Annotated in this window: 23 protein-coding genes; 12 read left to right on the forward strand and 11 right to left on the reverse strand. The window is 66.8% G+C overall.

Going from position 1 to position 22,348, the window contains the following annotated elements; all coding sequences use genetic code 11:
- Positions 1–69 precede the first annotated feature (69 nt).
- Genes WAO18_RS21525 through ftsH form a run of 6 tightly spaced genes read right to left on the reverse strand, consistent with a single transcriptional unit; the run spans position 70 to position 5,313 of the window.
- On the reverse strand, positions 70–546 hold the full coding sequence (locus tag WAO18_RS21525) for a DUF3180 domain-containing protein (RefSeq protein ID WP_422208259.1): 477 nt from the start codon (positions 544–546) through the stop codon (positions 70–72).
- Positions 546–1,088 carry a 2-amino-4-hydroxy-6-hydroxymethyldihydropteridine diphosphokinase gene (gene folK / locus WAO18_RS21530; RefSeq protein ID WP_422208260.1) on the reverse strand — a complete coding sequence of 181 codons (543 nt, stop codon included), beginning with the start codon at positions 1,086–1,088 and terminating at the stop codon, positions 546–548. The genes WAO18_RS21525 and folK overlap by 1 nt, the downstream gene beginning before the upstream one ends.
- Before the next feature lie 52 nt (positions 1,089–1,140).
- Positions 1,141–1,542, reverse strand: coding sequence for a dihydroneopterin aldolase (folB, locus tag WAO18_RS21535; protein ID WP_422208261.1), 402 nt, complete (start codon positions 1,540–1,542; stop codon positions 1,141–1,143).
- Complete coding sequence (gene folP, locus WAO18_RS21540) at positions 1,535–2,377, reverse strand: dihydropteroate synthase (protein ID WP_422208262.1); 843 nt, start codon at positions 2,375–2,377, stop codon at positions 1,535–1,537. Before folP ends, folB begins: the two co-directional genes overlap by 8 nt.
- Complete coding sequence (gene folE, locus WAO18_RS21545) at positions 2,374–2,982, reverse strand: GTP cyclohydrolase I FolE (protein WP_422208263.1); 609 nt, start codon at positions 2,980–2,982, stop codon at positions 2,374–2,376. The genes folP and folE overlap by 4 nt, the downstream gene beginning before the upstream one ends.
- Positions 2,983–3,000: 18 nt before the next feature.
- On the reverse strand, positions 3,001–5,313 hold the full coding sequence (gene ftsH, locus WAO18_RS21550) for an ATP-dependent zinc metalloprotease FtsH (RefSeq protein ID WP_422208264.1): 2,313 nt from the start codon (positions 5,311–5,313) through the stop codon (positions 3,001–3,003).
- Between the two features lie 265 nt (positions 5,314–5,578).
- On the opposite strand from ftsH, the gene WAO18_RS21555 reads away from it, so the two are divergent.
- The 7 genes from WAO18_RS21555 to WAO18_RS21585 all read left to right on the forward strand — a co-directional run bounded on the left by WAO18_RS21555 (position 5,579) and on the right by WAO18_RS21585 (position 13,458).
- On the forward strand, positions 5,579–6,568 hold the full coding sequence (locus WAO18_RS21555; protein WP_422208265.1) for an alpha/beta fold hydrolase: 990 nt from the start codon (positions 5,579–5,581) through the stop codon (positions 6,566–6,568).
- The gene (locus tag WAO18_RS21560; protein ID WP_422208266.1) at positions 6,565–7,758 is read left to right on the forward strand and encodes an LLM class flavin-dependent oxidoreductase; all 1,194 of its coding nucleotides are present in this window, start codon (positions 6,565–6,567) and stop codon (positions 7,756–7,758) included. Before WAO18_RS21555 ends, WAO18_RS21560 begins: the two co-directional genes overlap by 4 nt.
- A complete protein-coding gene (locus WAO18_RS21565) occupies positions 7,758–8,774 on the forward strand; it encodes a zinc-binding dehydrogenase (RefSeq protein ID WP_422208267.1) in 1,017 nt (338 codons plus the stop codon). The genes WAO18_RS21560 and WAO18_RS21565 overlap by 1 nt, the downstream gene beginning before the upstream one ends.
- A gap of 387 nt (positions 8,775–9,161) precedes the next feature.
- Positions 9,162–9,938 (forward strand): polysaccharide deacetylase family protein, encoded by a 777-nt coding sequence (locus tag WAO18_RS21570; RefSeq protein WP_422208281.1) that lies wholly within the window; start codon positions 9,162–9,164, stop codon positions 9,936–9,938.
- Between the two features lie 323 nt (positions 9,939–10,261).
- Positions 10,262–11,710, forward strand: coding sequence for an APC family permease (locus tag WAO18_RS21575; RefSeq protein WP_422208268.1), 1,449 nt, complete (start codon positions 10,262–10,264; stop codon positions 11,708–11,710).
- A 10-nt stretch (positions 11,711–11,720) separates the two neighbouring features.
- Entirely contained in the window at positions 11,721–12,440 is a 720-nt protein-coding gene (locus WAO18_RS21580; protein WP_422208269.1) for an SIMPL domain-containing protein, read from the forward strand.
- A 58-nt stretch (positions 12,441–12,498) separates the two neighbouring features.
- Complete coding sequence (locus WAO18_RS21585) at positions 12,499–13,458, forward strand: hypothetical protein (protein ID WP_422208270.1); 960 nt, start codon at positions 12,499–12,501, stop codon at positions 13,456–13,458.
- 4 nt (positions 13,459–13,462) lie between these two features.
- Here the strand turns inward: WAO18_RS21585 and hpt are convergent, their stop codons facing one another.
- From hpt to dacB, 4 genes are read right to left on the reverse strand one after another with little or no spacing between them, the layout of a single operon-like run.
- The gene (hpt, locus tag WAO18_RS21590; protein WP_422208271.1) at positions 13,463–14,080 is read right to left on the reverse strand and encodes a hypoxanthine phosphoribosyltransferase; all 618 of its coding nucleotides are present in this window, start codon (positions 14,078–14,080) and stop codon (positions 13,463–13,465) included.
- 12 nt (positions 14,081–14,092) lie between these two features.
- Positions 14,093–15,112: a tRNA lysidine(34) synthetase TilS gene (gene tilS, locus WAO18_RS21595; protein ID WP_422208272.1), complete on the reverse strand. Its 1,020-nt coding sequence runs from the start codon at positions 15,110–15,112 to the stop codon at positions 14,093–14,095.
- The gene (locus tag WAO18_RS21600; protein WP_422208282.1) at positions 15,091–16,143 is read right to left on the reverse strand and encodes a zinc-dependent metalloprotease; all 1,053 of its coding nucleotides are present in this window, start codon (positions 16,141–16,143) and stop codon (positions 15,091–15,093) included. The genes tilS and WAO18_RS21600 overlap by 22 nt, the downstream gene beginning before the upstream one ends.
- Positions 16,131–17,519 (reverse strand): D-alanyl-D-alanine carboxypeptidase/D-alanyl-D-alanine endopeptidase, encoded by a 1,389-nt coding sequence (gene dacB / locus WAO18_RS21605; protein WP_422208273.1) that lies wholly within the window; start codon positions 17,517–17,519, stop codon positions 16,131–16,133. The genes WAO18_RS21600 and dacB overlap by 13 nt, the downstream gene beginning before the upstream one ends.
- Positions 17,520–17,631: 112 nt before the next feature.
- Here dacB and WAO18_RS21610 point away from each other — a divergent pair, with 112 nt between their 5' ends.
- Complete coding sequence (locus tag WAO18_RS21610) at positions 17,632–18,120, forward strand: inorganic diphosphatase (RefSeq protein WP_422208274.1); 489 nt, start codon at positions 17,632–17,634, stop codon at positions 18,118–18,120.
- 71 nt (positions 18,121–18,191) lie between these two features.
- Positions 18,192–18,881 (forward strand): hypothetical protein, encoded by a 690-nt coding sequence (locus tag WAO18_RS21615; RefSeq protein WP_422208275.1) that lies wholly within the window; start codon positions 18,192–18,194, stop codon positions 18,879–18,881.
- A gap of 6 nt (positions 18,882–18,887) precedes the next feature.
- On the opposite strand, the gene WAO18_RS21620 is transcribed toward WAO18_RS21615, so the two are convergent.
- A complete protein-coding gene (locus WAO18_RS21620) occupies positions 18,888–19,850 on the reverse strand; it encodes a TerC family protein (protein ID WP_422208276.1) in 963 nt (320 codons plus the stop codon).
- 201 nt (positions 19,851–20,051) lie between these two features.
- On the opposite strand from WAO18_RS21620, the gene WAO18_RS21625 reads away from it, so the two are divergent.
- From WAO18_RS21625 to WAO18_RS21635, 3 genes are all read left to right on the forward strand, one after another.
- Positions 20,052–21,320 (forward strand): hypothetical protein, encoded by a 1,269-nt coding sequence (locus tag WAO18_RS21625; protein WP_422208277.1) that lies wholly within the window; start codon positions 20,052–20,054, stop codon positions 21,318–21,320.
- Between the two features lie 34 nt (positions 21,321–21,354).
- A complete protein-coding gene (locus WAO18_RS21630; RefSeq protein ID WP_422208278.1) occupies positions 21,355–22,047 on the forward strand; it encodes a glycosyltransferase family 2 protein in 693 nt (230 codons plus the stop codon).
- On the forward strand, positions 22,044–22,348 hold a 305-nt coding region (locus WAO18_RS21635), incomplete at its 3' end, for a DUF2304 domain-containing protein (protein ID WP_422208279.1). The genes WAO18_RS21630 and WAO18_RS21635, both read left to right, overlap by 4 nt.

A 22,348-nucleotide genomic window follows, 5' to 3' on the forward strand; every position in this document is an offset into this window, starting at 1 on the left:
TTCTCACCTGGACTAATCGCCTTTCGGGCCGTCGGATCGGGGCACGATGCCGGCCGTCAACCGACCGGGCTAATTTTCCGCGGCCTCGCCGTCGTCGCTCGGATCCCCCGGCGATTTACAGCAATGCTGCAACCACAGCCCGGCAATCACCAGAGTCAGCGCGCTGATCGCCGCGACAGCAGTCCCGGCGGTGTCCTCGGCCGCAACCCTGAGCCATGACCGCCTGGGCAGCAGGTAAATAAGGACACCGACCCACCAGCCCAGCGCCAACGCCCCGACCCAGGCCGACGCCTGGGCGATGACCAGGCTGCGGGCCACCGAGAGCGGATGCAGCCAGCCGGGACCGTCACCGATCTCGCCGTCGCCGATCTTGGTTCGGACGTAGCGCCCCCACCCAGCCTCGGCAACGCCGACCGCGAACAGCGACAGCCCCGTCCAGATCGTGATCGGCGGAAACCACCGGTAGAGCATCATGACCAGCAGGTATCCCGCCAGCGCCGTGCCAAGCACCGCGCCGGTCAGGTCACGTTTTCGGGTGGGGCCCATCAGTTTTCCGGCGTGCGCCGTTGGAGTACCGAATCGGTGAGTCGCACGCCGGCGCGATCGGCCACATCCAATTCGGCAAGCAACTCGGCGAGCGGCCGTTTTCCGCCCGCCACCGTCAACGCCGCGTCGGGGTCGACGGCCAGCCACGGAATCAACACGAAGGCGCGCAGGTGGGCCAGCGGGTGCGGCAGCGTCAGGCCATCGTCGAGGGAGAACAGCTCGGCATCACCATCCAGCGACGTCAGGTGGCAGCTGACCAGGTCTACGTCCAAAGTGCGCGGGCCCCACCGCTGTCCCCGCACACGATCCGCGGCCACTTCCATCTCCTGAGCAAGTCGTAGCCAGCCGTGACCGTCAAGCGTCGGGTCCTCCGCGATCAGCACCGCGTTCAGAAACGGGCCCTGTTCGACGCCACCCCAGGCCGCCGTCTCGTAAACCGGGGAGACCGCTTGCACCGTGTCGCCCAACCGGTCGAGCACCGACTGCAGCCGGGCCAGCCGGTCGCCGAGGTTGGATCCGATCGACAGCACCACCCGAGTCATTGGCGCCACTCCTCCACCCCGGCTTCGCCGGCGTCATCGTCGTCGGCGCGCGTCATAGGGCACCTCCCGCGGGAACCACCTGACCCCGACCGCCGCGACGTGAGCGCCGGGCCACCACGGCGACATCATCGAATTTCTGCGGAATCGGAGCTTGCGGCTTGTGCACCGTCACCTCCACTGCGTGCACCCGTTGGTCTTTCATGACGTCCTCTGCGATCTCACCGGCCACTGTTTCGATCAAATCGCGGGCCGGACCGGCGACGACCGCCGCTGCCCGCTCGGCCAGTACGCCGTAGTCGTAGGTGTCAGCCAAGTCATCGCTGGCCGCGGCGTCCGCCAGGTCGATCCAGACGGTGATATCGACGACGAAATCCTGGCCGGCGGTGCGCTCATGGTCGAACACCCCATGGTTGCCGCGAACTGTCAAGCCGCGCAACTTGATTCGATCAGCCATCCGAGCCTACCGCCCCACCTCTCGTCCACGCCTCGACGACTTTGACCGCGTCGATGGAGGCCCGCACGTCATGTACCCGCACGCCCCACGCGCCATGCAAAGCGGCCAGCGCCGACACCACCGCGGTTGCCGTCTCACGACCATCCGGCGGCCGGACCGCACCGTCGGCGCCGGCCAACAAACTACCGAGAAACCGCTTTCGCGACGCCCCGACCAGCACCGGGATGCCGCCGGCCACCAACTCCGGCAGCGCGTGCAGCAACGCCCAATTATCTTGACCGGACTTGGCGAATCCCAGACCGGGGTCGACGATCAGCTTCGACGGATTCACGCCCGCGGCGACCGCGTCGTCGACGCAGGCCAACAGCTCGGCGCGTACTTCAGTCACCACATCGCGATAGTCGGGCAACTCATGCGGCCGATCGGCCGATACCGAACGCCAGTGCATCAACACCCACGGCACGTCGGCCTCGACGAGCAGGTCCGCCATCGCCGCGTCGGCGCGTCCGCCGGACACATCGTTGACCATCGACGCGCCGTTTTCCAGCGCGGCCCGCGCCACGCCGGCGTGCATCGTGTCAACGCTGACGATAATTCCTTGGGATGCAAGATCTTTGACGACGGGAACCACACGGGCGATCTCCACCCGTGGATCGACGCGGACCGCGCCGGGACGGGTCGACTCGCCTCCGACGTCGATGATCGACGCGCCGTCGGCGGTCAGCGCCAGGCCCTGCTCGACGGCACGATCCGTGTCCAGGTAGCGCCCGCCATCCGAGAACGAGTCGTCGGTGACATTCACCACCCCAATGACCCGGAAGTGCGAGGTGCTCACTTGCGCAAGATCAGTTCGAGCGCCTCGGCTCGAGATGCGTTGTTGGACTTGAACTGTCCGCGCACGGCCGAGGTCGTGGTGATAGCGCCGGGTTTGCGGACGCCCCGCATCGACATGCACAGGTGTTCGGCCTCGATTATGACGATGACACCGCGTGGATCGAGTTTGCGTGTCAAGGCGTCGGCGATTTGGGCGGTGAGCCGCTCCTGGATTTGTGGCCGCTTGGCGTAGAGGTCAACCAGCCGGGCGATCTTGGACAGCCCGGTCACCCGGCCGTCGTGACCGGGGATGTATCCGACGTGCGCCACACCGTGGAACGCGACCAGGTGATGTTCGCAGGTGGAATACAGCGGAATATCTTTGATCAGCACCAGTTCGTCGTGCTGTTCGTCAAACGTGGTGTCCAGCACGGTGTCCGGGTCGGTGTAGAGGCCGGCGAACATCTCCTGGTAGCTGCGGGCGACGCGGGCCGGGGTGTCCACCAACCCGTGCCGCTCCGGGTCTTCGCCGATCGCGTAAAGCAACTCGCGGACAGCCGCTTCGGCGCGAGGTTGATCGAAGACTCGTCCGTTCAAGGTCGCGGATTGAGAATTCGGCCGCACCATCGCAGGACTCCGTTCGTTTCAGCCGTGTGTCGACGGGTTGGACGGGCTCGGGTCGCCACCCTGAGGGTCGGCGGCCTGGCCTGCCTCCGGTGCGGGTGTACCGGGCGGCGGGTACGGCGGATACGGCGGGTAGGGCTGACCCGCGTGGTGCTGTGGCGGTGCCGGCCAGTGCGGCGGCGGCTGACTCGGCGCGGGCGGCGGGTACCAGTAGCCCGGCGGCGGCTGTTGCGGCGGCGGCCATCCCGGGGCATGCCAGCCGGCTGGTGCACCGTAGTCGGGTTGGGTGGGTTGCTGCGCAGCGCCATGAGAACCGTTGTTGCCGTTGCTGGTTCGCTCAGCTTCAGCGGCATCGCGCGACGCCGCGGCGATGGCCGCCTTGAAAGCGGGCTCGGGCTGCGGCTTGGGCCACGGTTCGCCACGCTCGATGGCCAGCTCGCCCGGGGTCTTGATCGGCGGTTTGTCTGAGGGGATTCGGCCACCGAAATCGTCGAAAAGCGTTAGCCGCGGCCGCTTTTCGACGTCAGCGAAGATCGCCTGCAGCTCGGCCCGGTGCAGGGTTTCCTTCTCCAACAGCTCGCCCGCGACGGTGTCCAGCACGTCGCGGTACTCGGTGAGAATCTCCCAGGCTTCGGTGTGCGCGGCCTCGATGAGCTTGCGGACTTCCTCATCGATTTCGCGAGCGACCTCGTGGGAGTAGTCCGCCTGATTGCCCATGGTGCGACCCAGGAACGGGTCAGCGGCCTCGGAGCCGTACTTGACCGCACCCAGCTTGGAACTCATCCCGAATTCGGTGACCATCGCCCGTGCAATTTTGGTGGCCTGCTGGATATCTGACACCGCTCCGGTGGTGGGCTCGTGGAACACCAATTCCTCGGCAGCGCGCCCACCCAGTGCCATCACCAGCCGGGCGATCAGCTCCGAGCGGGTGTGCGTTCCCTTGTCGTCTTCGGGCACCGCCAGCGCGTGACCGCCGGTGTTGCCGCGGGCCAGGATGGTCACCTTGTAGACCGGGTCGACACCCGGCATCGCCCATCCGGCCAGCGTGTGCCCGGCCTCGTGGTAGGCGGTGATCTTCTTCTCTTGCTCGCTGATGATCCGGCTCTTGCGCCGCGGACCGCCGACCACCCGGTCGACTGCCTCCTCCAGGGCGGCGCTCGTGATCACCGTGCCGTTCTCGCGGGCCGTCAGCAGCGCCGCCTCGTTGACCACGTTCTCCAGATCGGCGCCGGTCATGCCGACGGTCCGCTTGGCCAGCCCGTCGAACTCGACGTCGGGGCCGAACGGCTTGCCCTTGGAGTGCACCCGCAGCACCGCACGCCGGCCGGCCAGGTCGGGGCTGGACACCGGGATCTGGCGGTCGAAGCGGCCGGGGCGCAGCAGCGCCGGGTCGAGGATGTCGGGGCGGTTGGTGGCCGCGATCAGGATGACGCCGGTGCGGTCGCCGAAGCCGTCCATCTCCACCAGCAGCTGATTCAGCGTCTGCTCGCGTTCGTCGTGACCGCCACCCAGCCCGGCGCCGCGCTGGCGGCCGACCGCGTCGATCTCGTCGACGAAAATAATGCACGGGCTGTTCTGTTTGGCCTGCTCAAACAGGTCGCGCACCCGCGATGCGCCCACACCGACGAACATCTCGACGAAATCAGAGCCCGAGATGGTGAAGAACGGCACGCCCGCCTCGCCGGCGACGGCCCGCGCCAGCAGTGTCTTACCGGTTCCAGGCGGGCCGTAGAGCAGCACGCCCTTGGGGATCTTCGCTCCGAGAGCCTGATATCGCGATGGGTTCTGCAGGAAGTCCTTGATTTCGTAGAGCTCTTCGACGGCCTCGTCGGCGCCGGCCACGTCGGCGAACGTGGTCTTGGGCATGTCCTTGTTCAGCATCTTGGCCCGCGATTTACCGAAGCCGAAGCCCATCCGGGCGCCGCCCTGCATGCGGGAGAACATCATGAACAAACCGACCAGCAGCAGCAGCGGCAGCACATAGATCACCAGCGAGCCGATGATGCTGCCCTGGTTGACCACGGTGCTGACCTGCGCGTCCTTGCTGTTCAGCTGGTCGAACAGCGGGACGGCATAGCCGGTCGGGAAGTGGGTGATGATCTTGTCGGAGCCCTCGGTGCCGGTGGCGGCACTTTTCAGGGTCAGCCGGACCTGCTGCTCGCGGTCGTCGATCTGGGCGCTCTTGACGTTGCCGCCCTTGATCTGGGTCATCGCCACCGACGTGTCGACCGGCTTGAAACCCCGGGTGTCGTTGCTGAAGTAGAAGAAGGACCAACCAAGCAGCAGCACGACTGCGATGGCCGTGAGCGTGCGGATTACATTTTTCCGGTTCATCAATCATCGGCCGTGGTCGGCCAGGTCCTTCCCGATACACGCAGCTGGAATAGTCCAGGTTACCGCCCGTGGTGATCGCAAGCTCGGCCGCAGCCGAGCGCAGCGGGTCACCACCATCCGGCCCCGTGACGATCGCCGACTCGGCCGCAGCCGTGAGCCGTGAATCGCCTCGGTCATGACAACGAACCGCGGTTCCCGAGATCGTCACCTGCACACCCGGTCGAACACCTATCGGGCGGAGGCGGGGTTGTGCTTTGGTGAGACTGTGTCGGACAGCCCCCCAGTTACCGAGCGCGTCATCGAAACCAATGGCGTGCAACTGCACACCGTCGAAGCCGGCGAGCCCGGCGCACCGGTCGTGGTGCTGGCTCACGGCTTCCCCGAGCTGGCCTACTCGTGGCGCCATCAGATCCCGGTGCTGGCCACCGCCGGCTACCACGTGCTGGCTCCGGACCAGCGCGGCTTCGGCCGCACGACCCGACCGGATGACATCGCCGCCTACAACGTCGCCGACCTGTCCGCCGACCTGATCGGTCTGCTCGACGACGTCGGCGCCGACAAGGCGGTGTTGGTCGGCCACGATTGGGGCTCTTCGGTGGTGTGGGGTTCGGCGCAGCTACACCCCGACCGGGTGGCGGCCGTCGTGGGCATGAGCGTTCCGCCGGTACCGCGCGCCCAGGTCCCGCCGACCAAGGCGTTCCGGGCGATCTTCGGCGACAACTTCTTCTACATGCTCTATTTCCAGGAGCCCGGGCCGGCCGACGCCGAACTGTCCGGCGATCCGGCCAAGACCATCACCCGGATGTTGGGTGGCCTGACCCGATCCGACGACCCGGCGGTGGCACTGCGGATGATCCAACCGGGGCCGGCCGGCTTCATCGAGCGGCTACCCGAGCCCGAAGGGCTGCCCGACTGGATCAGCGCAGAGGAAATCGACCACTACGTCGCCGAATTCACCCGCACCGGATTCACCGGCGGACTGAACTGGTACCGCAACCTGGACCGCAACTGGGAGATCATGGCCGACCCGCCGGCCGCCACCATCGACATGCCGGCCATGTTCATCGGCGGTACCGCCGACCCGGTGCTGAGTTTCATGCGGCCCGACCGGGCGCCCGAGCTGGTGACCGGCCGCTACCGCGAGGAGCTGATCGACGGCGCCGGGCACTGGCTGCAACAGGAAAAACCGGACCGGGTCAACGAGTTGCTGCTCGACTTCCTATCGAGCCTCAAGACCGGCGTCCAGCCATCATGAGTCGCCCATTGAACTTCGGTGTCTTCATCACACCGTTCCACCCGACCGGCCAATCCCCCACGGTGGCACTGGAATACGACATGGAGCGCGTCGTCGCCCTGGACCGCCTCGGCTTTGACGAGGCGTGGTTCGGTGAGCATCACTCCGGCGGTTATGAGCTGATCGCCTGCCCCGAGGTGTTCATCGCCGCGGCCGCCGAACGAACCCGGCACATCCGGCTGGGCACCGGTGTGGTGTCGCTGCCCTATCACCATCCGCTGATGGTGGCCGACCGTTGGGTGCTGCTGGATCACCTGACCCGCGGGCGGGTGATGTTCGGCGCCGGCCCGGGCGCGCTGCCCTCCGATGCCTACATGATGGGTATCGATCCGATTGAGCAGCGCCGGATGATGCAGGAATCGCTCGAGGCGATCCTGGCGCTGTTCCGCGCCGCGCCCAGTGAGCGGATCAGCCGCCAATCGGACTGGTTCACCCTGCAAGACGCGCAGCTGCACATCCGGCCCTACACCTGGCCCTATCCCGAAATCTCAACGGCGGCAATGATTTCGCCGTCCGGCCCCCGACTGGCCGGGTCGATGGGCACCTCGCTGCTCTCGCTGTCGATGTCGGTTCCCGGCGGCTACGCCGCCCTTGACAACACCTGGGAGGTGGTCGAAGAACAGGCCGCCAAAGCCGGCCGAGACGGGCCCGATCGCGCTGACTGGCGAGTCTTGTCGATCATGCACATCGCCGACACGCGTGAGAAGGCGATCGACGACTGCACCTACGGCCTGCAGGACTTCGCCAATTATTTCGGCGCCGCCGGGTTCGTCCCGCTGGCCAACTCTGTCGATGGATCGCAGACACCGTACGAGTTCGTCGAAGACTATGCGGCCAAAGGCAATTGCTGCATCGGCACTCCTGAGGACGCGATCGAACACATAGAAGACCTGCTGGAGCGCTCCGGCGGGTTCGGCACACTGTTGATGCTCGGCCACGACTGGGCCTCGCCCGAGGCTACCCACCATTGCTATGAACTGATGGCGCGCAAGGTCATTCCGCACTTCAAGGGCCAGCTCGAAGCGGCCCGGTCATCGCACGAGTGGGCCAAGGACAAGCGCGACGATTTGATCGGGCGGGCGGGCCAAGCCGTCGTGAAGGCGATCACCGAGCACGTCGGCGAACAGACGGCGGAAACCGGGACGAACTGATGCGCGCTTCGGTATTGCGGGAAGGCCGCATGGTGTACCGCGACGACGTGCCGGACCCGGTGCCCGGCCCCGGCCAGGTTTTGGTTGCGGTGCGCTCGTGCGGAATCTGTGGTACTGACTTGCATTTCGCCGCTCACGGTGCCGAGGTGCTCTCGCTGACTGGCCAGATGTCGAGCGGGGCCGGCGAAGGAATGAGCGTCGACCTGGGCCACGACGTCTTCATGGGCCACGAGTTCAGCGCGGAGATACTCGAAGCGGGGCCCGACACCGAAACCCTGCCGACTGGAACCCTTGTCACGTCGATCCCGGTCCTGCTGTCAGGCAACAACATCGAACCGATCGTCTACAGCAACCGGACGCTGGGTGCTTACGCCGAGCGGATGCTGCTGTCGGCCCCGCTTCTGCTACCCATTCCCAACGGACTGAGCCCGCAACACGCCGCGCTCACCGAGCCGATGGCCGTCGGGCTACATGCCGTGCACAAATCCGGCGCCCAGCCCGGCGAGACCGCGCTGGTGCTCGGCTGCGGCCCGATCGGCATCGCCGTCATCGCCGCGCTGCGGTCCCGCGGAGTCGAGTCGATTGCGGCAGCAGACTTTTCACCGATGCGGCGCGAACTCGCCAGCACGATAGGCGCGCACCAGACCGTGGACCCCGCGCAGGGGTCCCCATTCGACACCGTTCGCCCGTCGGTGGTGTTCGACGCGGTCGGCGTGCCGGGCATCATCGACGACGTGATGCGCCGTGCCCGGCACGGCACCCGGCTGGTCGTCGTGGGCGTCTGCATGCAGGCCGACGCCGTGCATCCGTTCTTCGCCATCGCCAAGGAGATCAGCGTCCAATTCGTGCGGGCCTACGACCCGAACGAGTTCGGCGATTCACTGCGGGCGATCGCCGAGGGTGACATCGACGTCACGCCGATGATCACCGGTGACGTCGGCCTCGAGGACGTCGGCGCGGCGTTCGACGATCTCGCCGACCCCGAACAACACTGCAAGATACTGGTGACCCCCTAAGGCAATGAAATAGCCGAACTCGGCCAGAAAATCGACCCGCCGCGGCCCGTCATCCTGTTTGGGAGCTCGCATCGCATGGACGGGTGGCTGCCTGGGTACCGGGGGGTGAATCGTTTCGGTTACAGCATGGAACGACGCGGCGGGCCGTTCACGGATTGTGCAGTTGCCCGTGGCACCATGTAGTGCTGTGTGTCAGAACGATCGACGACCTGGTGAGGTCGCGTCCCTCCCTCCCAAGGGTCGGCGAACACGGCGGCGCAGTGACGAGGCTGGCTTTGAGCTCCGCGTAGGGTCGACCACCACCGTCCTCCGACACCGCGGCGCGTGGTGTCCGACCTAAACCGGCGCCGCTTTCTCGGGGCTGTTTCTGCCGCCGTTCTCGGCGGTATGGGCATGGCGTCCGGCGTACCCGGCGATCCGCCACACACACCCACGGCCGCGGCTGCTGCCGCCTCGCCGCCCCCAGCGAGCGGCAAGGTTGCTCCTGCTGGGTTGTTGTCGCAGCCCGCCCCCATCGCGCGGGTGCCGCTGCCCGGTGGCGGCGTGCTCAACAAGCTGCCTGGGGACGGCAATCTGCTGGCACTGACCGTTGATGACGGCGTGAACACCGACGTAGTGCGCCTCTACACTCAGTTCGCCAAAGATACCGGCGTTCGGCTGACCTATTTCGTCAACGGCACGAACCGCTCGTGGACCGACAATCTGGCATTGCTGCGGCCGTTGGTCGAATCCGGCCAGATTCAGCTGGGCAACCACACCTGGTCGCATCCGAACCTGACAAAGGTGCCAGTAAGTCGAGTGGCCCAAGAGATCTCCCGCAACGACGATTTCTTGAAAAAAACCTTCGGGGTGGACGCGAGGCCGTACCTTCGGCCCCCCTACGGCAGGCACAACTCGACCGTTGATGCTGTGGCCGCCGATCTCGGCTACACCGCAATCACGTTGTGGTCGGGTTCGCTGTCGGATTCCACCGTGATCACCGAGGACTACATCGTCCAGATGGCCCGGCAATACTTTACTGGGCAGTCGATCGTGATCGGACATCTGAACCACCTGCCGGTCACCCACGTCTACGGGCAACTCTGCGATCTGATCCGCGCCAGGAACTTACGCACCGTCACCCTGAACGATGTCTTTTTCGCACCGCAGCAGGCCACGCGTTGAGAGCAACAGAGTTTCATCGGGTGACCGGTGCCCTGGCTTGAGCAGCCCGGCCGGCAGCGGCGGGCTCCAACTGAGTTAGGGGCTCCCCAAACTTACACACCGCGTGCGGCACCGATAAGCGCGCCTTCATGCAAGCGCGTACTACGCTAAAGCCATTGTGCCACAAAGTAATAGACCCGTTTGGCAGGCGTCACGGCCCTGCGCTGGTATATCTTGATCCAAGCTGGCTAACTCACCACGCCCGTGCATGACGTGGAACAGCTGTCGGCCAAAGCAGTCCACCGTCCCGGCGTGGCGACCACAGATGCTCTCGAGGAGGCACCATGCCAACGCCGGCGCTGAGCCTGCCACAGCAGATGTTCCGGCGCCGCCCGGTGAGCGGGGCCCCGGTCGCCGGCGGCGCCTCCGATCAACTACAGCGCAGCCTCGGCGTGTTCCTGCTGACCATGTTCGGTGTCGGCGAGACCGTCGGATCCGGGATCTTCATCGTGCTCTCGCAGTCGGTACCGCAAGCCGGGCCGGCGGTGGTCATCTCGTTCATCATCGCCGGCGTCGCAGCGGGTCTGGCCGCAATCTGCTACGCCGAACTGGCCTCGGCGGTACCGGTTTCCGGGTCGGCCTATTCGTACGCCTATGCCACCCTCGGGGAATTCGCAGCGATGGGGGTCGCGGCCTGCTTGCTGCTCGAGTATGGCGTGTCCACCGCCGCTGTAGCGGTCGGCTGGAGCCAGTACCTCAACAAGCTGCTCGGTAATATCTTCGGAGTTGCTCTGCCACAGGCTATTTCGGCGGCGCCGTGGGATCCCGCACCAGGCATCATCAACCTGCCGGCAATTGCGCTGGTGGCCATGTGCGCACTGCTGTTGATCCGCGGCGCAAGCGAATCCGCGAAAGCCAACGCGGTGATGGTGGTGATCAAGATAAGCGTTCTGGTGTTGTTCTCGGCCATCGCGTTCACCGCTTTCAACGCCGGCAACTTCAAGGATCTGGCGCCTTACGGCGTATCCGGCATCAGCTTGGCCTCTGGCACGATCTTCTTCGCCTATATCGGTCTCGACGCGGTATCCACCGCAGGCGACGAGGTAAAAGACCCGCAACACACCATGCCGCGCGCGATCATAGCCGCCCTGCTGATCGTCACCGCGATCCATCTGCTCGTCTCGGTGGCCGCCGTCGGCGCTCAGCGGTGGCAGGATTTCAAAGGCCAGGACGCGGTGCTGGCGGTGATCCTGGATCACATCACCGGAAATACCGCGGGCAGCACCATTGTCGCTGCGGGAGCAGTGATTTCGATCTTCTCGGTGACGCTGGTGACGTTGTACGGCCAGACCCGCATTCTGTTCACAATGGGTCGCGACGGGTTGTTGCCGGCGACGTTCGCGAAGGTGAGTCCGCGCACGATGACGCCGGTGCGCAACACCATGATCGTGGCGTTCGTGGTGGCGGTGCTCGCGGCGGTGGTGCCCTTGGACCGGCTGGCGGAAATCGTCTCGATCGGCACGCTGACGGCCTTCATCGTGGTGTCGGCGGGCGTGATCATTCTGCGAATCCAGGAGCCGGATCTGCCTCGCGGCTTCCGGGTACCCGGATACCCGGTGACCCCGATTCTGTCGATCGCCGCCTGCGCCTACATCCTGGTCAGCCTGCATGGATACACCTGGATCGCGTTCAGCGGATGGTTGGCGGTGGCGCTGGGCTACTACCTGATGTGGGGCCGCCGGCACAGCGCCCTCAACGGCGAGGCCACCTCGACGCCGATCAGCCGCGACTAGGGTGCCAGGCATGCCCGTCAGCCAACGCGCCAAAGCGCCGGTCCGTCTCGTGCTCGCATTGGGTCTCGCCGCAGCGGTATCCGCGTGCGACCACAGCCCGGAACGGGTCGGCGACAATCCGCGCCAGGTGACCGTCGTCGGCTCCGGCCACGTGCAAGGCGTGCCGGACACGCTCACCGCCGATGTCGGCATCGAATTCACCGCCCGCGACGTCACCGCGGCGATGGATCAGACCAACACCCGCCAGCAGGCGGTCATCGACGCGCTGGCCAACGCCGGCGTCGACCGCAAGGACATCAGCACCACCGACGTCAGCCTGCAACCGCAATATGACAATTCGGGCGCCATCATCAGCGGATATCGCGCCGCCAACTCGATCCGGGTCAAGATCCACCCTGCGGGCACGGCGTCGCGCCTGCTGGCGGTCATCGTCGGTGCCGGCGCCGACGCGGCCCGGATCAACTCGGTCAGTTACTCCATCGCCGACGATTCTGCGCTGGTGAAGGACGCGCGGGCACGCGCTTTTCAGGACGCCAAGGACCGGGCAGCGCAGTATGCGCAGCTCTCCGGGCTCGGGCTGGGCAAAATCATCTCGATCTCGGAGGCATCGGGCGGGGCAGCACCGGCCCCGCCGCCGATCCGAGGGGGCGCGATGCCGTCGATGGTGCCGCTGGAGCCCGGCCAGCAGACGGTGAGCTTCTCGGTGACCGCGGTGTGGGAACTGCGCTAAGAGCGGCACCCATGACGTTCTTTACACACGAACCCGCCGACCAGCGAACGCACGCCTCATGAAGGTCCGGTTCCCTGAGGTCGCCATCGCACGACCTCACTACGAAAGCGTCTACTGCACCCTCGTCCACCCCACTGAACCCGAAGCCCTCTGGATCCGGACCACCGTTCAAAAGCGTCCCGGCAAGGGGCCGACCGGAGCGCTCTGGGTCACCTGGTTCAGCCAGGCGGGAGTTCTTGCCACCAAGATCAACGACCTCCCGGTCAGCCCGGGCGGTCACGGTCTCAGCTGCGGGCCAGCCACCCAGGGACCAGCGGGCACCCGCGGGTCAGTCGAGTCCGATCAGCTCTCCGCGCGGTGGGACCTTGGCTTCGCTCCCCGGACACACAGTCTCGAGCACCTTCACTCCGCGGTCCTCTACCGCGCGCCCCTCCCACGCACCAAGGCGACGTCACCCGTGCCCGACCTCGACGTCGAGGGAACCCTGGTCGTCAACAACAAACCCGTCGACCTGACCGGGTGGACTGGCATGCTCGGCCACAACTGGGGTACCGAGCACGCAGCACGGTGGATCTGGCTGCGGGCAAGCGGTCTCGGCGACGACGGCACCGGCTGGCTGGACGCCGTTCTCGGCCGGGTGCGCGTCGGCCCTGTGCTCGCGCCGTGGACCTCCTTTGGTGCCCTCGAGCTCGACGGCACCCGCCACCATCTTGGCGGGCTGCTCGCCAGGGGCACATCCGTCGCCTTATCCGACAACGGCGCCACCATCGGGCTCAGCGGTTCCGGTCTCTCGGTACACATCCGGGCCGACGTCTCACTCGCGGCGACTGTCGGCTGGGAGTACTCCGACCCCGCGGGCCATCGCCACGAGGTCGTCAACAGCTCCGTTGCCGACATCTCGCTCGCCGTCGACCGCGGACGGTCTCGGGCCGCCTTCCACCCGACTCGGCGTGGGGTCCTCGAGATAGGAGGCGACCGACGCGCCCTCGACGTCCCGTTACAGGCCTACCCGGACTGACCCGCTAGTCCTGGTAGACCCGCGGGTCCAGCGTTCCGATGTAGGGCAGGTCGCGGTAGCGCTCGTCGTAGTCCAGCCCGTACCCGACCACGAACTCGTTGGGGATGTCGAAACCCACGTAGGCGATGTCGGTGTTGGCGCGCAGCGCGTCGGGCTTGCGCAGCAGCGTGCACACCCGCAGCGAGTGCGGATGCCGGGTGTTCAGGTTGCGCAGCAGCCAGGACAACGTCAGCCCGGAGTCGACGACGTCCTCGACGATCAGCACATCGCGGTCGTTGATGTCGCGGTCGAGGTCTTTGAGGATCCGCACCACCCCCGACGAGGACGTCGACGATCCGTAGGAGCTAACGGCCATGAACTCGAACTGGGTCGGCAGCGGGATCGCGCGGGCCAGGTCGGTGACGAACATGACGGCGCCCTTGAGCACGGTGATCAGCAGCAGGTCCTGATCATCGGTGGCGGCCCGCTCGCGGTAGTCGGCACCGATCTGTGCGCCCAGTTCGGCGATGCGGCTCTGGATCTGCTCTTCGCCGAGCAGGACTGACTTGATGTCCCCCGGGTAGAGCTCCGGCGATTCCGCTGCCACGAGCACAGCGTGCCATGCCGTCGAGCCGGAAACCAACGGTGGCCGGGCTCAGGTTTGATTGCCCGGCTTCTTCTCATCGCGCTGCGCGCTCTGCATCGTCGCCGGGCTTACCGGCTCCCGGTGTAGCGTCAACAGCCTGCCGCTGCGGCCGGCGACCAACCGCTGATTACGCAACGACGAGCCGACCGCCACTCCGCCCTGGCCGCGCCAGGCGATGACCAGTGTGTCCACCCCGCGGATCTGCTTGTCGGTCAACCCGATCGCCCCGCCGGCAAGCAGCCAGCTGCGGATGACGCCGCGACGCACCGGATCGGGCAGCGCCGTCAACGCCTCCGCGTCGAGCCCGTCTGCGGTCGCCGCCGCCGACATCGCCTGCGCGATCAGCGAATCGATCAGCTCGGTGTCAGCACGCAACGAGGTCGCCGTGCGAGCCAGCGCCTCGGTAACACCGCCGCCGAGCACCTCTTCCATCAGCGGCAGTACCTCTTGGCGCAGCCGGGTCCGGGTGAAGCGGCGATCGGTGTTGTGCGGGTCATGCCAGACGTTGAGCCCCAGCTCCGCGCAGGCGGCATGCGTCACCTCACGTCGCACACCCAGCAGCGGCCGACACCACGGCGGGTCGTTGGGGCGCATGCCGGCAATCGACCGGGCACCGGAGCCCCGGCCCAATCCGAGCAACACCGTTTCGGCCTGGTCGTCGAGGGTGTGGGCCAGCAGCACCGGACGATTGTGACGAGCAGCCTCCAGCGCGCCGTAGCGGGCGGTGCGGGCGGCGTTCTCCGGACCACCGTCACCACCTACCTGCACGCAAAGTACTTGAGCATCAACACATCCCAAGTACTTGGCCTGTCGCTGCGCGGTGGCGGCCACCGCGGCCGAGTCGGCCTGCAAGCCATGGTCGACGATCAGCGCAGTGGTCGGCAGTACCGTCGCCGCGACGCCGGTGAGCGCCAACGAATCCGGTCCTCCCGATAACGCCACACACCAGTGATCGGCCGTGCCGAGGTATTCCGCTGCGAACGCCGCCACCGCCACGCGGAGTTCGGCTACAGCACCCGGTCGATCCATCGCTGCGGGTATTCGATCTCAATCGGCCGGGGCAGGGTTTCCGGACTCGTCCAGATGGTGTTGAACCGTGCCATCCCGACTCGGTCCACCACATGGTCGACGAACGCCTTACCCCGGGTGTACTGGCTCAGTTTGGCGTCGATGCCCAACAACGCGCGCACCAACCGTTGCAGCGGCGGCTGTTTGCGGTTCCGTCGCTCGTCGAACCGGGCTCGGATGGTAGAAACCGTCGGAATCACCACGGGCCCAACGGCATCCATCACGTGATCGGCATGGCCCTCCAACAACGTGCCGAGCACCAGCAGCTGATCTAGCGCTTCGCGCTGCGGGTCGGACTGCACGGCACGCAGCAGACCGAGGATCCCACTCGAGTTCGGATCGCCCATCGACGAGTCGCCACGACCGCGAGCGAATTCGGCCAGCCGGCCCACCACCTGGGCAAGGTCGTCGCTGCCCTCCCGGGTCAGCACGCCCAGCGCTTGGGACATGTGGCCGGACAGCCACGGGTTGGCGGTGAACTGCACCCGGTGGGTGACCTCGTGCAAGCACACCCAAAGCCTGAAATCCGAAGGGTCGAGCCGTAATTGGCGTTCAACCGCGATGACGTTCGGGTAAACCAGCAGCAGGCAACCGCCGTCGTTAAACGGGTCGTATTGGCCGAGGATGCCGGAGGCGACGAAGGCCAGCACCGCGCCGGTCTGCGCACCGGTCACCCGTCCGCTGATCGCGCCGCGCGGCTTGTCGGTGCCACCCGTCATCACCCGCATCGACTCGGCCGCCGCCTTGATCCAGCCCGGCCGGTCGACAATTCGGGCCTCGGGCACGGCGCCGTCGGTGTGCAGACCGGTGACGTCACGGACCGGCGGTTCAGCGGCCTTGGCGGCGCTGGCCAGGTTGTCGATCACCTGGCGCCGGGTGTAGTCGGTCGACGGCGGACCCGGGCGGGCCAGCCACTGGCCGACCGTCGCCGCGAATCCCCAATCGACCGTGCGCCCGACCGTCAGGTCCGCCGGGGCGGTCACGCGACGCATCCGCACGACCACAGCGTCGCGGCCACCGCGTCGATTGCCGTGCGGCCGGACATCCCGGCGTCGTTGGAGATCAGCGCGAAGCTCAACACCCGCCCACTGCGGTCAGTCACCACCCCAGCTAACGCGTTAATAGCGGTCAGCGAGCCGGTTTTGGCCCGCAACCACCCGGCCGGTCCTGAGCCGGCGGGGGTGCCGTCGAGGAAACGGTCGGACAGCGTGCCGCTGCCTCCCGCGATCGGCAACACGTCCAGCAGCGGCCGCAGCGTCGGTTGATCGGGCCCGGCTGCCGCCTGTACGACGGACTCGAGGGTCTTGGCGGTCAGGCGGTCCTCCACCGACAACCCGCTGGAGTCCCGCAAGATCGCACTGCCGGTGTCGACGTGCGCGGTGCCCAGCCGATTAATCACCGCGTCGACAGCACCGCTGAAGCTCCGCGGCCGCTGCATGGAGTCGGCCACCTCGCGCGCGATGCACTCGGCCATCACGTTGTCGGAGACGTTCATCATCTCGTTGAGCCGGTCGATCAGCGGGGCCGACTGGACCGCGGCCAGTTGTCGCGCGCCGGAATCGACGGAGTCACCGTTGACGGTGACCTGCTGCGGGTCGATGCCCAGCGCGGTGGCCAGCGCGCGTCCGGCGTCCAGAGCCGGCGTCACCGACCGTCGCGACTCGTCGGTTGCCGGCTGGATGCGTCCGGCGTCGAGCATGACCGATTCGATCGGCGCGATGTCGCCGCCGTCGATGTCGGCCGGGTCCCAGCCGGGCGCGAAGGTCGGACCGCTGAACAGCGAGGTGTTCACCTGGATGGCGCTCGCGGTCACTCCGCTGCGGCGGACCTGGTCGGCGAGGTCGCTGATCCGCGCTGCGCCGTGATACCAGGTGCCCTGGCCGGGAGCGGCCCCCGACAACGTCGGATCGCCGCCACCGACCAGCACGATGGTCCCGGGCTGGGCGCCGGCGACGACGCGGGTGGTCACCCGCGCCTCACGGTTTAACGCCAACAGGGCAGCAGCGCTGGTCAGCGTCTTATTGGTCGATGCCGGCTGCAGCAGCACGTCATCGAACTGCTGCCAAAGTTCTTCCCCGGTCATCGCGTCGGTGACCCGAGCGCCAAGCTTGCCCAGGTTGGGGTCGGCCGCTACCAGCGCCAGCGCCGCCGCCAGCGCCGAGGGGCTGGGCATCGGGGCGTTGGCTGCCACCGGGACAACGCCCGGTTTGACGGCAGCGACCGCCGGCGGGGGCGGAACCTTCGCGCCGCCGGTGCCGCGACCGCTCGCGGTGAGCAGTGCGGCCGCAACCACCACGGCGGCAACCACCGCCAGTACGCCCACTCCCACGATCAAGTGTGTAGACGTACGCCACCGAGTGGGACGCATGGCTCTCCTGACTTCTTTGCGCCCATTGTGCCGAAACCCCCGCGGATGGCCACACTGCGGGAGCCCTACGATCAACGCCAAGCGATATTTCTCAGGCGAAGGAGCCGGGCCGGTGCAATTCGACGTGACCGTCGAGATCCCCAAGGGTCAACGCAACAAGTACGAAGTCGACCACGAGTCAGGCCGGATCTACCTCGACCGCTACCTCTACACGTCGATGGTCTACCCGACGGACTACGGCTTCATCGACGACACACTCGGCGAAGACGGCGACCCGCTGGACGCCCTGGTGCTGCTTCCCCAGTCGGTGTTCCCGGGCGTCGTGGTGAAGGCCCGGCCGGTCGCCATGTTCCAGATGACCGACGAGGCCGGCGGCGACGACAAAGTGCTGTGCGTGCCCGCCAAGGACCCTCGTTGGGACCACATTCAGGACATCGGCGACGTCCCGCAGAACGAGCTCGACGAGATCAAGCACTTCTTCTCGCAGTACAAGGCGCTGGAGCCGGGCAAGTTCGTTAAGGCCGCCGACTGGGTGGGCCGCGAGGAAGCCGAAGCCGAAGTGCTGCGTTCGATTGAGCGGTTCAAGAAAGAGGGTCACTGACCCTCGGCGTTCGGCTCTGAGCGAACGCTTTCGGGGTCGAAGCCGCCGTGCCGCGGTGGCATCCTGGCTAGGTGGGCCCGCTTCATTTCGCTGCGAACTTCTGGTGGCTGATCTTCCCGCTGGGCGGCGTGATCGGTGGTGGCGTGCGAGCGATCGCCGCGGCCAACGAACGCCGGGCTGACCGACGACTCGAGCGGTATCGGCTGAAGCAGCAGGCCAAGATCGCGATCGCGGAAGCATCCGGGCGTGGACGCGACAATAAAGACAGCCAGCGCCGCGAGATCGTCAAAGTCCTTGCCGCGCACGATCGGATCGACGCCCGGTGGCTGGACTACGAGGTCGACGTCGCCAGATTGCTCGACTTCCCCCTGATGACCGATATGCGTAGTCCGCTGACGGTCGCCTTCCACAAGGCCAGGCAGCGAGCCGACCTACTGCGCCCGGAACGGCCCGACGACTTGCTCGGCGATCGCAGCGCGCACCTCGAATACCGCGACGCCGTGCACGAGTACGTCGGCGCGTTCGAAATCGCCGAGACCGAAGCGATCCGCCGGCGGCGCAGCGACTTTTCCGAAGACGACCAACAACGGCTGGCGCGAGCCCAGAACCTGCTGCGGCTGGCCCAAGACGAGGCCGCATCTCCACAGGAACGACAAAGCGCCTACACCCGGGCTGGCCGGGAACTCGACGGGCTGATCGCGTTGCCGGCCGCCGCGCGGGCCGGCATCGAGCGACGCATCGCCGCCCAGATCGAGGCCTAGCCGGCCTCAGTCGCGACGGCGGGTGGCGTAGATGCTGGCCGCCCCGGCGACGACGAGCGTTGCCGCGATCACCGCCAGGCTCAGCATCGTCGGAATCTCGGGTACGTCAATGTGCTTGCCGCCGTTGATGAATGGCAGACTATTCTCTCTCAGCGCGTGCAGGATCAGCTTGATACCGATGAACACCAAGATCACCGCGAGCCCTTTGGACAGGTAGACCAGCCGCTGCAACAGACCCTCGACGATGAAGTACAGCTGCCGTAGCCCCATCAGTGCAAAGACGTTGGCGGCCAACACCAAATACGCCTCGGACGTGAGGCCGTAGATCGCCGGAATGGAGTCCAGCGCGAAGACCAGATCGGTGGCGCCGAGCGCCAGGACGACCAGCGCCATCGGCGTGATCGACCACCGCCCGCCGTCTTTGACGGTGAGCTTGCGACCGTGCCAGCTGTCCGTGACGTTCGCGTGCCTGCGCGCGAACCGGACCAACGCATTCTCGCTATCGGCGGCGTGCGTCGCGCCGCGCGCCAGCCGCGCCGCGGTGTACACCAGGAAAGCGCCGAAAATGTAGAACACCCAAGTGAATCGCTGGATGGCCGCCGCCCCGAGCGCGATGAACACGCCGCGGAAAATCAGTGCGATCACGATGCCGATGAACAGGGCCTCACGCTGATACGCCCTCGGCACGCCGAAGCTCGCCATGATGATGACGAAGATGAACAGGTTGTCGACGGACAGGCTGTACTCGGTGAGCCATCCGGCGAAGAACTCGACCCCGTACCGATGGCCGTGAAAAAGCCAAATCCAGATTCCGAAGCACAGCGCCAGACCGATGTAGGCCGACAATGCGGCGACTGATCGGCGCATCTTCGGTTCCCCGGACCGTCGCGCCATCACCAGCACGTCGAACAGCAGCACCGCGATGGTCACGCCCAGGGTGACGATCCACTCCAGCAGGGTGACGTGCATGGCGATACCTCCGGTCGTTGACAACCAGAGGTCTCTTCCACCGCTACGGGCACAATCGCAGCGGCCCGCGGGCCGGTCACCCGAGATGGGCGACGTGATGACGACTCCGCGGCCGAGGAATACTCCCCTCTGCCAGCAGTCTGTCAGGTCGCGGCCGTCGCAGCATGCTGGGGTGAGGACGGCTGTGAGTATTTTCAAACCGTGACCGAAGTGGGCGGCGGCCCCAGCGTCGGAGCCTTCGCCGGCCCGATCGCGCGCAGCAGCGTGGCCCGCGTGGGTATCGCGACCGCAGTGACCGCGGTGTGCGGCTACGCGGTGGTCTACCTGGCCGCGCGCGACCTGGCGCCGGCCGGATTCTCGGTCTTCGCGGTCTTCTGGGGGGCATTCGGGTTGGTCACCGGCGCGGCGAACGGCCTGCTCCAAGAGACCACCCGGGAAATCCGCGCGGGGGGCTATGAAAGCCGAGCCGAGGTGCTGCCGGACCGTCGCACCCATCCACTGCGGGTGGCGGGCATGGTCGGGATCGCCGCCGCTCTGGTAATCGCCGGCAGCTCCCCGTTGTGGAGCGGCCGGGTGTTCGCGCAAGCGCACTGGCTCTCGGTCGCCCTGCTCAGCGGCGGGCTGGCGGGATTCTGTCTGCACGCCACCTTGCTGGGCATGCTGGCCGGCACCAACCGCTGGACTCAGTACGGCGCGCTGATGGTCACCGACGCCGTGATCCGGGTGGCGGTCGCGACGGCAACAGTCCTGGCCGGCTGGGCGCTGGTGGGGTTTCTGTGGGCCACCGTCGCGGGCGCGCTGGCTTGGCTGATCATGATCGGGGCTTCGCCGGCCACCCGGGCGGCAGCACGATTGCTGACCCCGGTCGGGACGGTGACCTTCCTGCGTGGGGCCGCGCATTCGATCACCGCGGCGGGTGCCAGCGCGATTTTGGTGATGGGCTTTCCGGTGCTGCTGAAAGTCACGTCGAGCCAACTCGGCGCCCAGGGCGGCGTCGTCATCCTTGCGGTCACTCTGACCCGCGCGCCGTTGCTGGTGCCGCTGACCGCGATGCAGGGCAATCTGATCGCGCACTTCGTCGACCAACGAACCGAGCGGCTGCGGGCCCTGATCGCACCGGCCGCGCTTGTCGCCGGGATCGGTGCAGTCGGAGTACTGGCGGCGGGCCTGGTCGGCCCATGGCTGCTGCGGGTCGGCTTTGGGCCGGACTATCACGCGGCGGGCGCGCTGCTGGCCTGGCTGACCGCGGCGGCGGTGGCGATCGCGATGCTGACGCTCACCGGCGCCGCGACGGTCGCCGCCGCGTTGCACCGCTCCTACGCGCTGGGCTGGGTGTGCGCGACGGTGGCGGCGACGCTGTTGCTGTTGTTGCCGGTGTCGCTGGAGACCCGGACCGTGGTCGCGTTGCTGTGCGGCCCGCTGGTGGGCATCGGCGTGCACCTGGCCGCCCTTGCGCGTCCGGGCCGCTGATCTGCGGTGACCGCGTGTACGTTGTGGGCTTGAAATGCCCAGTGAAATGCTCGACGTCTGGATCGTCGTTCCGGCCTACAACGAAGCCGGTGTGATCGGCGACGTGATCACCGATCTGCGATCGGTTTTCCCGCACGTGGTCTGTGTTGACGACGGCAGCGGCGACGGCACCGGCGACATCGCCCTGCGGGCCGGCGGGCATCTGGTGCGGCACCCGGTAAATCTCGGCCAGGGCGCCGCGATCCAGACCGGCGTCGAGTACGCCCGCAGCCGGCCCGGGGCGCAGGTCTTCGTCACCTTCGATGCCGACGGCCAGCACCGCGTCGCAGACGTCGTCGCGATGATCGGCCGGTTGGCCGCCGGGGACGCCGACGTCGTGATCGGCACTCGATTCGGCCCGGGTGTCAGCCGGCCTCCGCTACTGAAACGGGTGGTGCTGCAGACCGCTGCGCGGCTGAGCTCGCGCGGCCGCAGGCTGGGATTGACCGATAGCAACAATGGGCTGCGGGTGTTCAACAAGACCGTCGCCGATCGGCTGGACATCACCATGAACGGGATGGGCCACGCCACCGAATTCATCATGCTGATCGACGAAAACCGTTGGCGCGTAGTCGAACAGCCTGTTGAGGTGCTCTACACCGAGTATTCGTCGGCTAAGGGACAGCCGCTGCTCAACGGCGTCAACATCATTGTCGACGGATTCCTGCGAGGAAGGATGCCGCGGTGAACTGGATTCAGGGCCTGCTGATTGCCTCGATCGTCGCGTTGCTGGTCTTCTTGCTGCGGTCCCGTCGCAGCGCCCAATCGCAGGCCTGGGTCAAGGTGGGCTTCCTGTTGTTCGTGCTGGCCGGCGTGTACGCCGTGCTGCGGCCCAACGACACCACTGTGGTCGCGCACTGGCTGGGGGTGGCCCGCGGCACCGACTTGATGCTCTACGCGCTGATCATCGCGTTCAGCTTCAGCACGCTCAGCACGTATTTGAAGTTCAAGGACCTCGAAGTGCGTTACGCGCGACTGGCTCGCGCCGT

The organism is Mycobacterium sp. (assembly GCF_049278535.1).
Taxonomy (GTDB): Bacteria; Actinomycetota; Actinomycetes; order Mycobacteriales; family Mycobacteriaceae; genus Mycobacterium.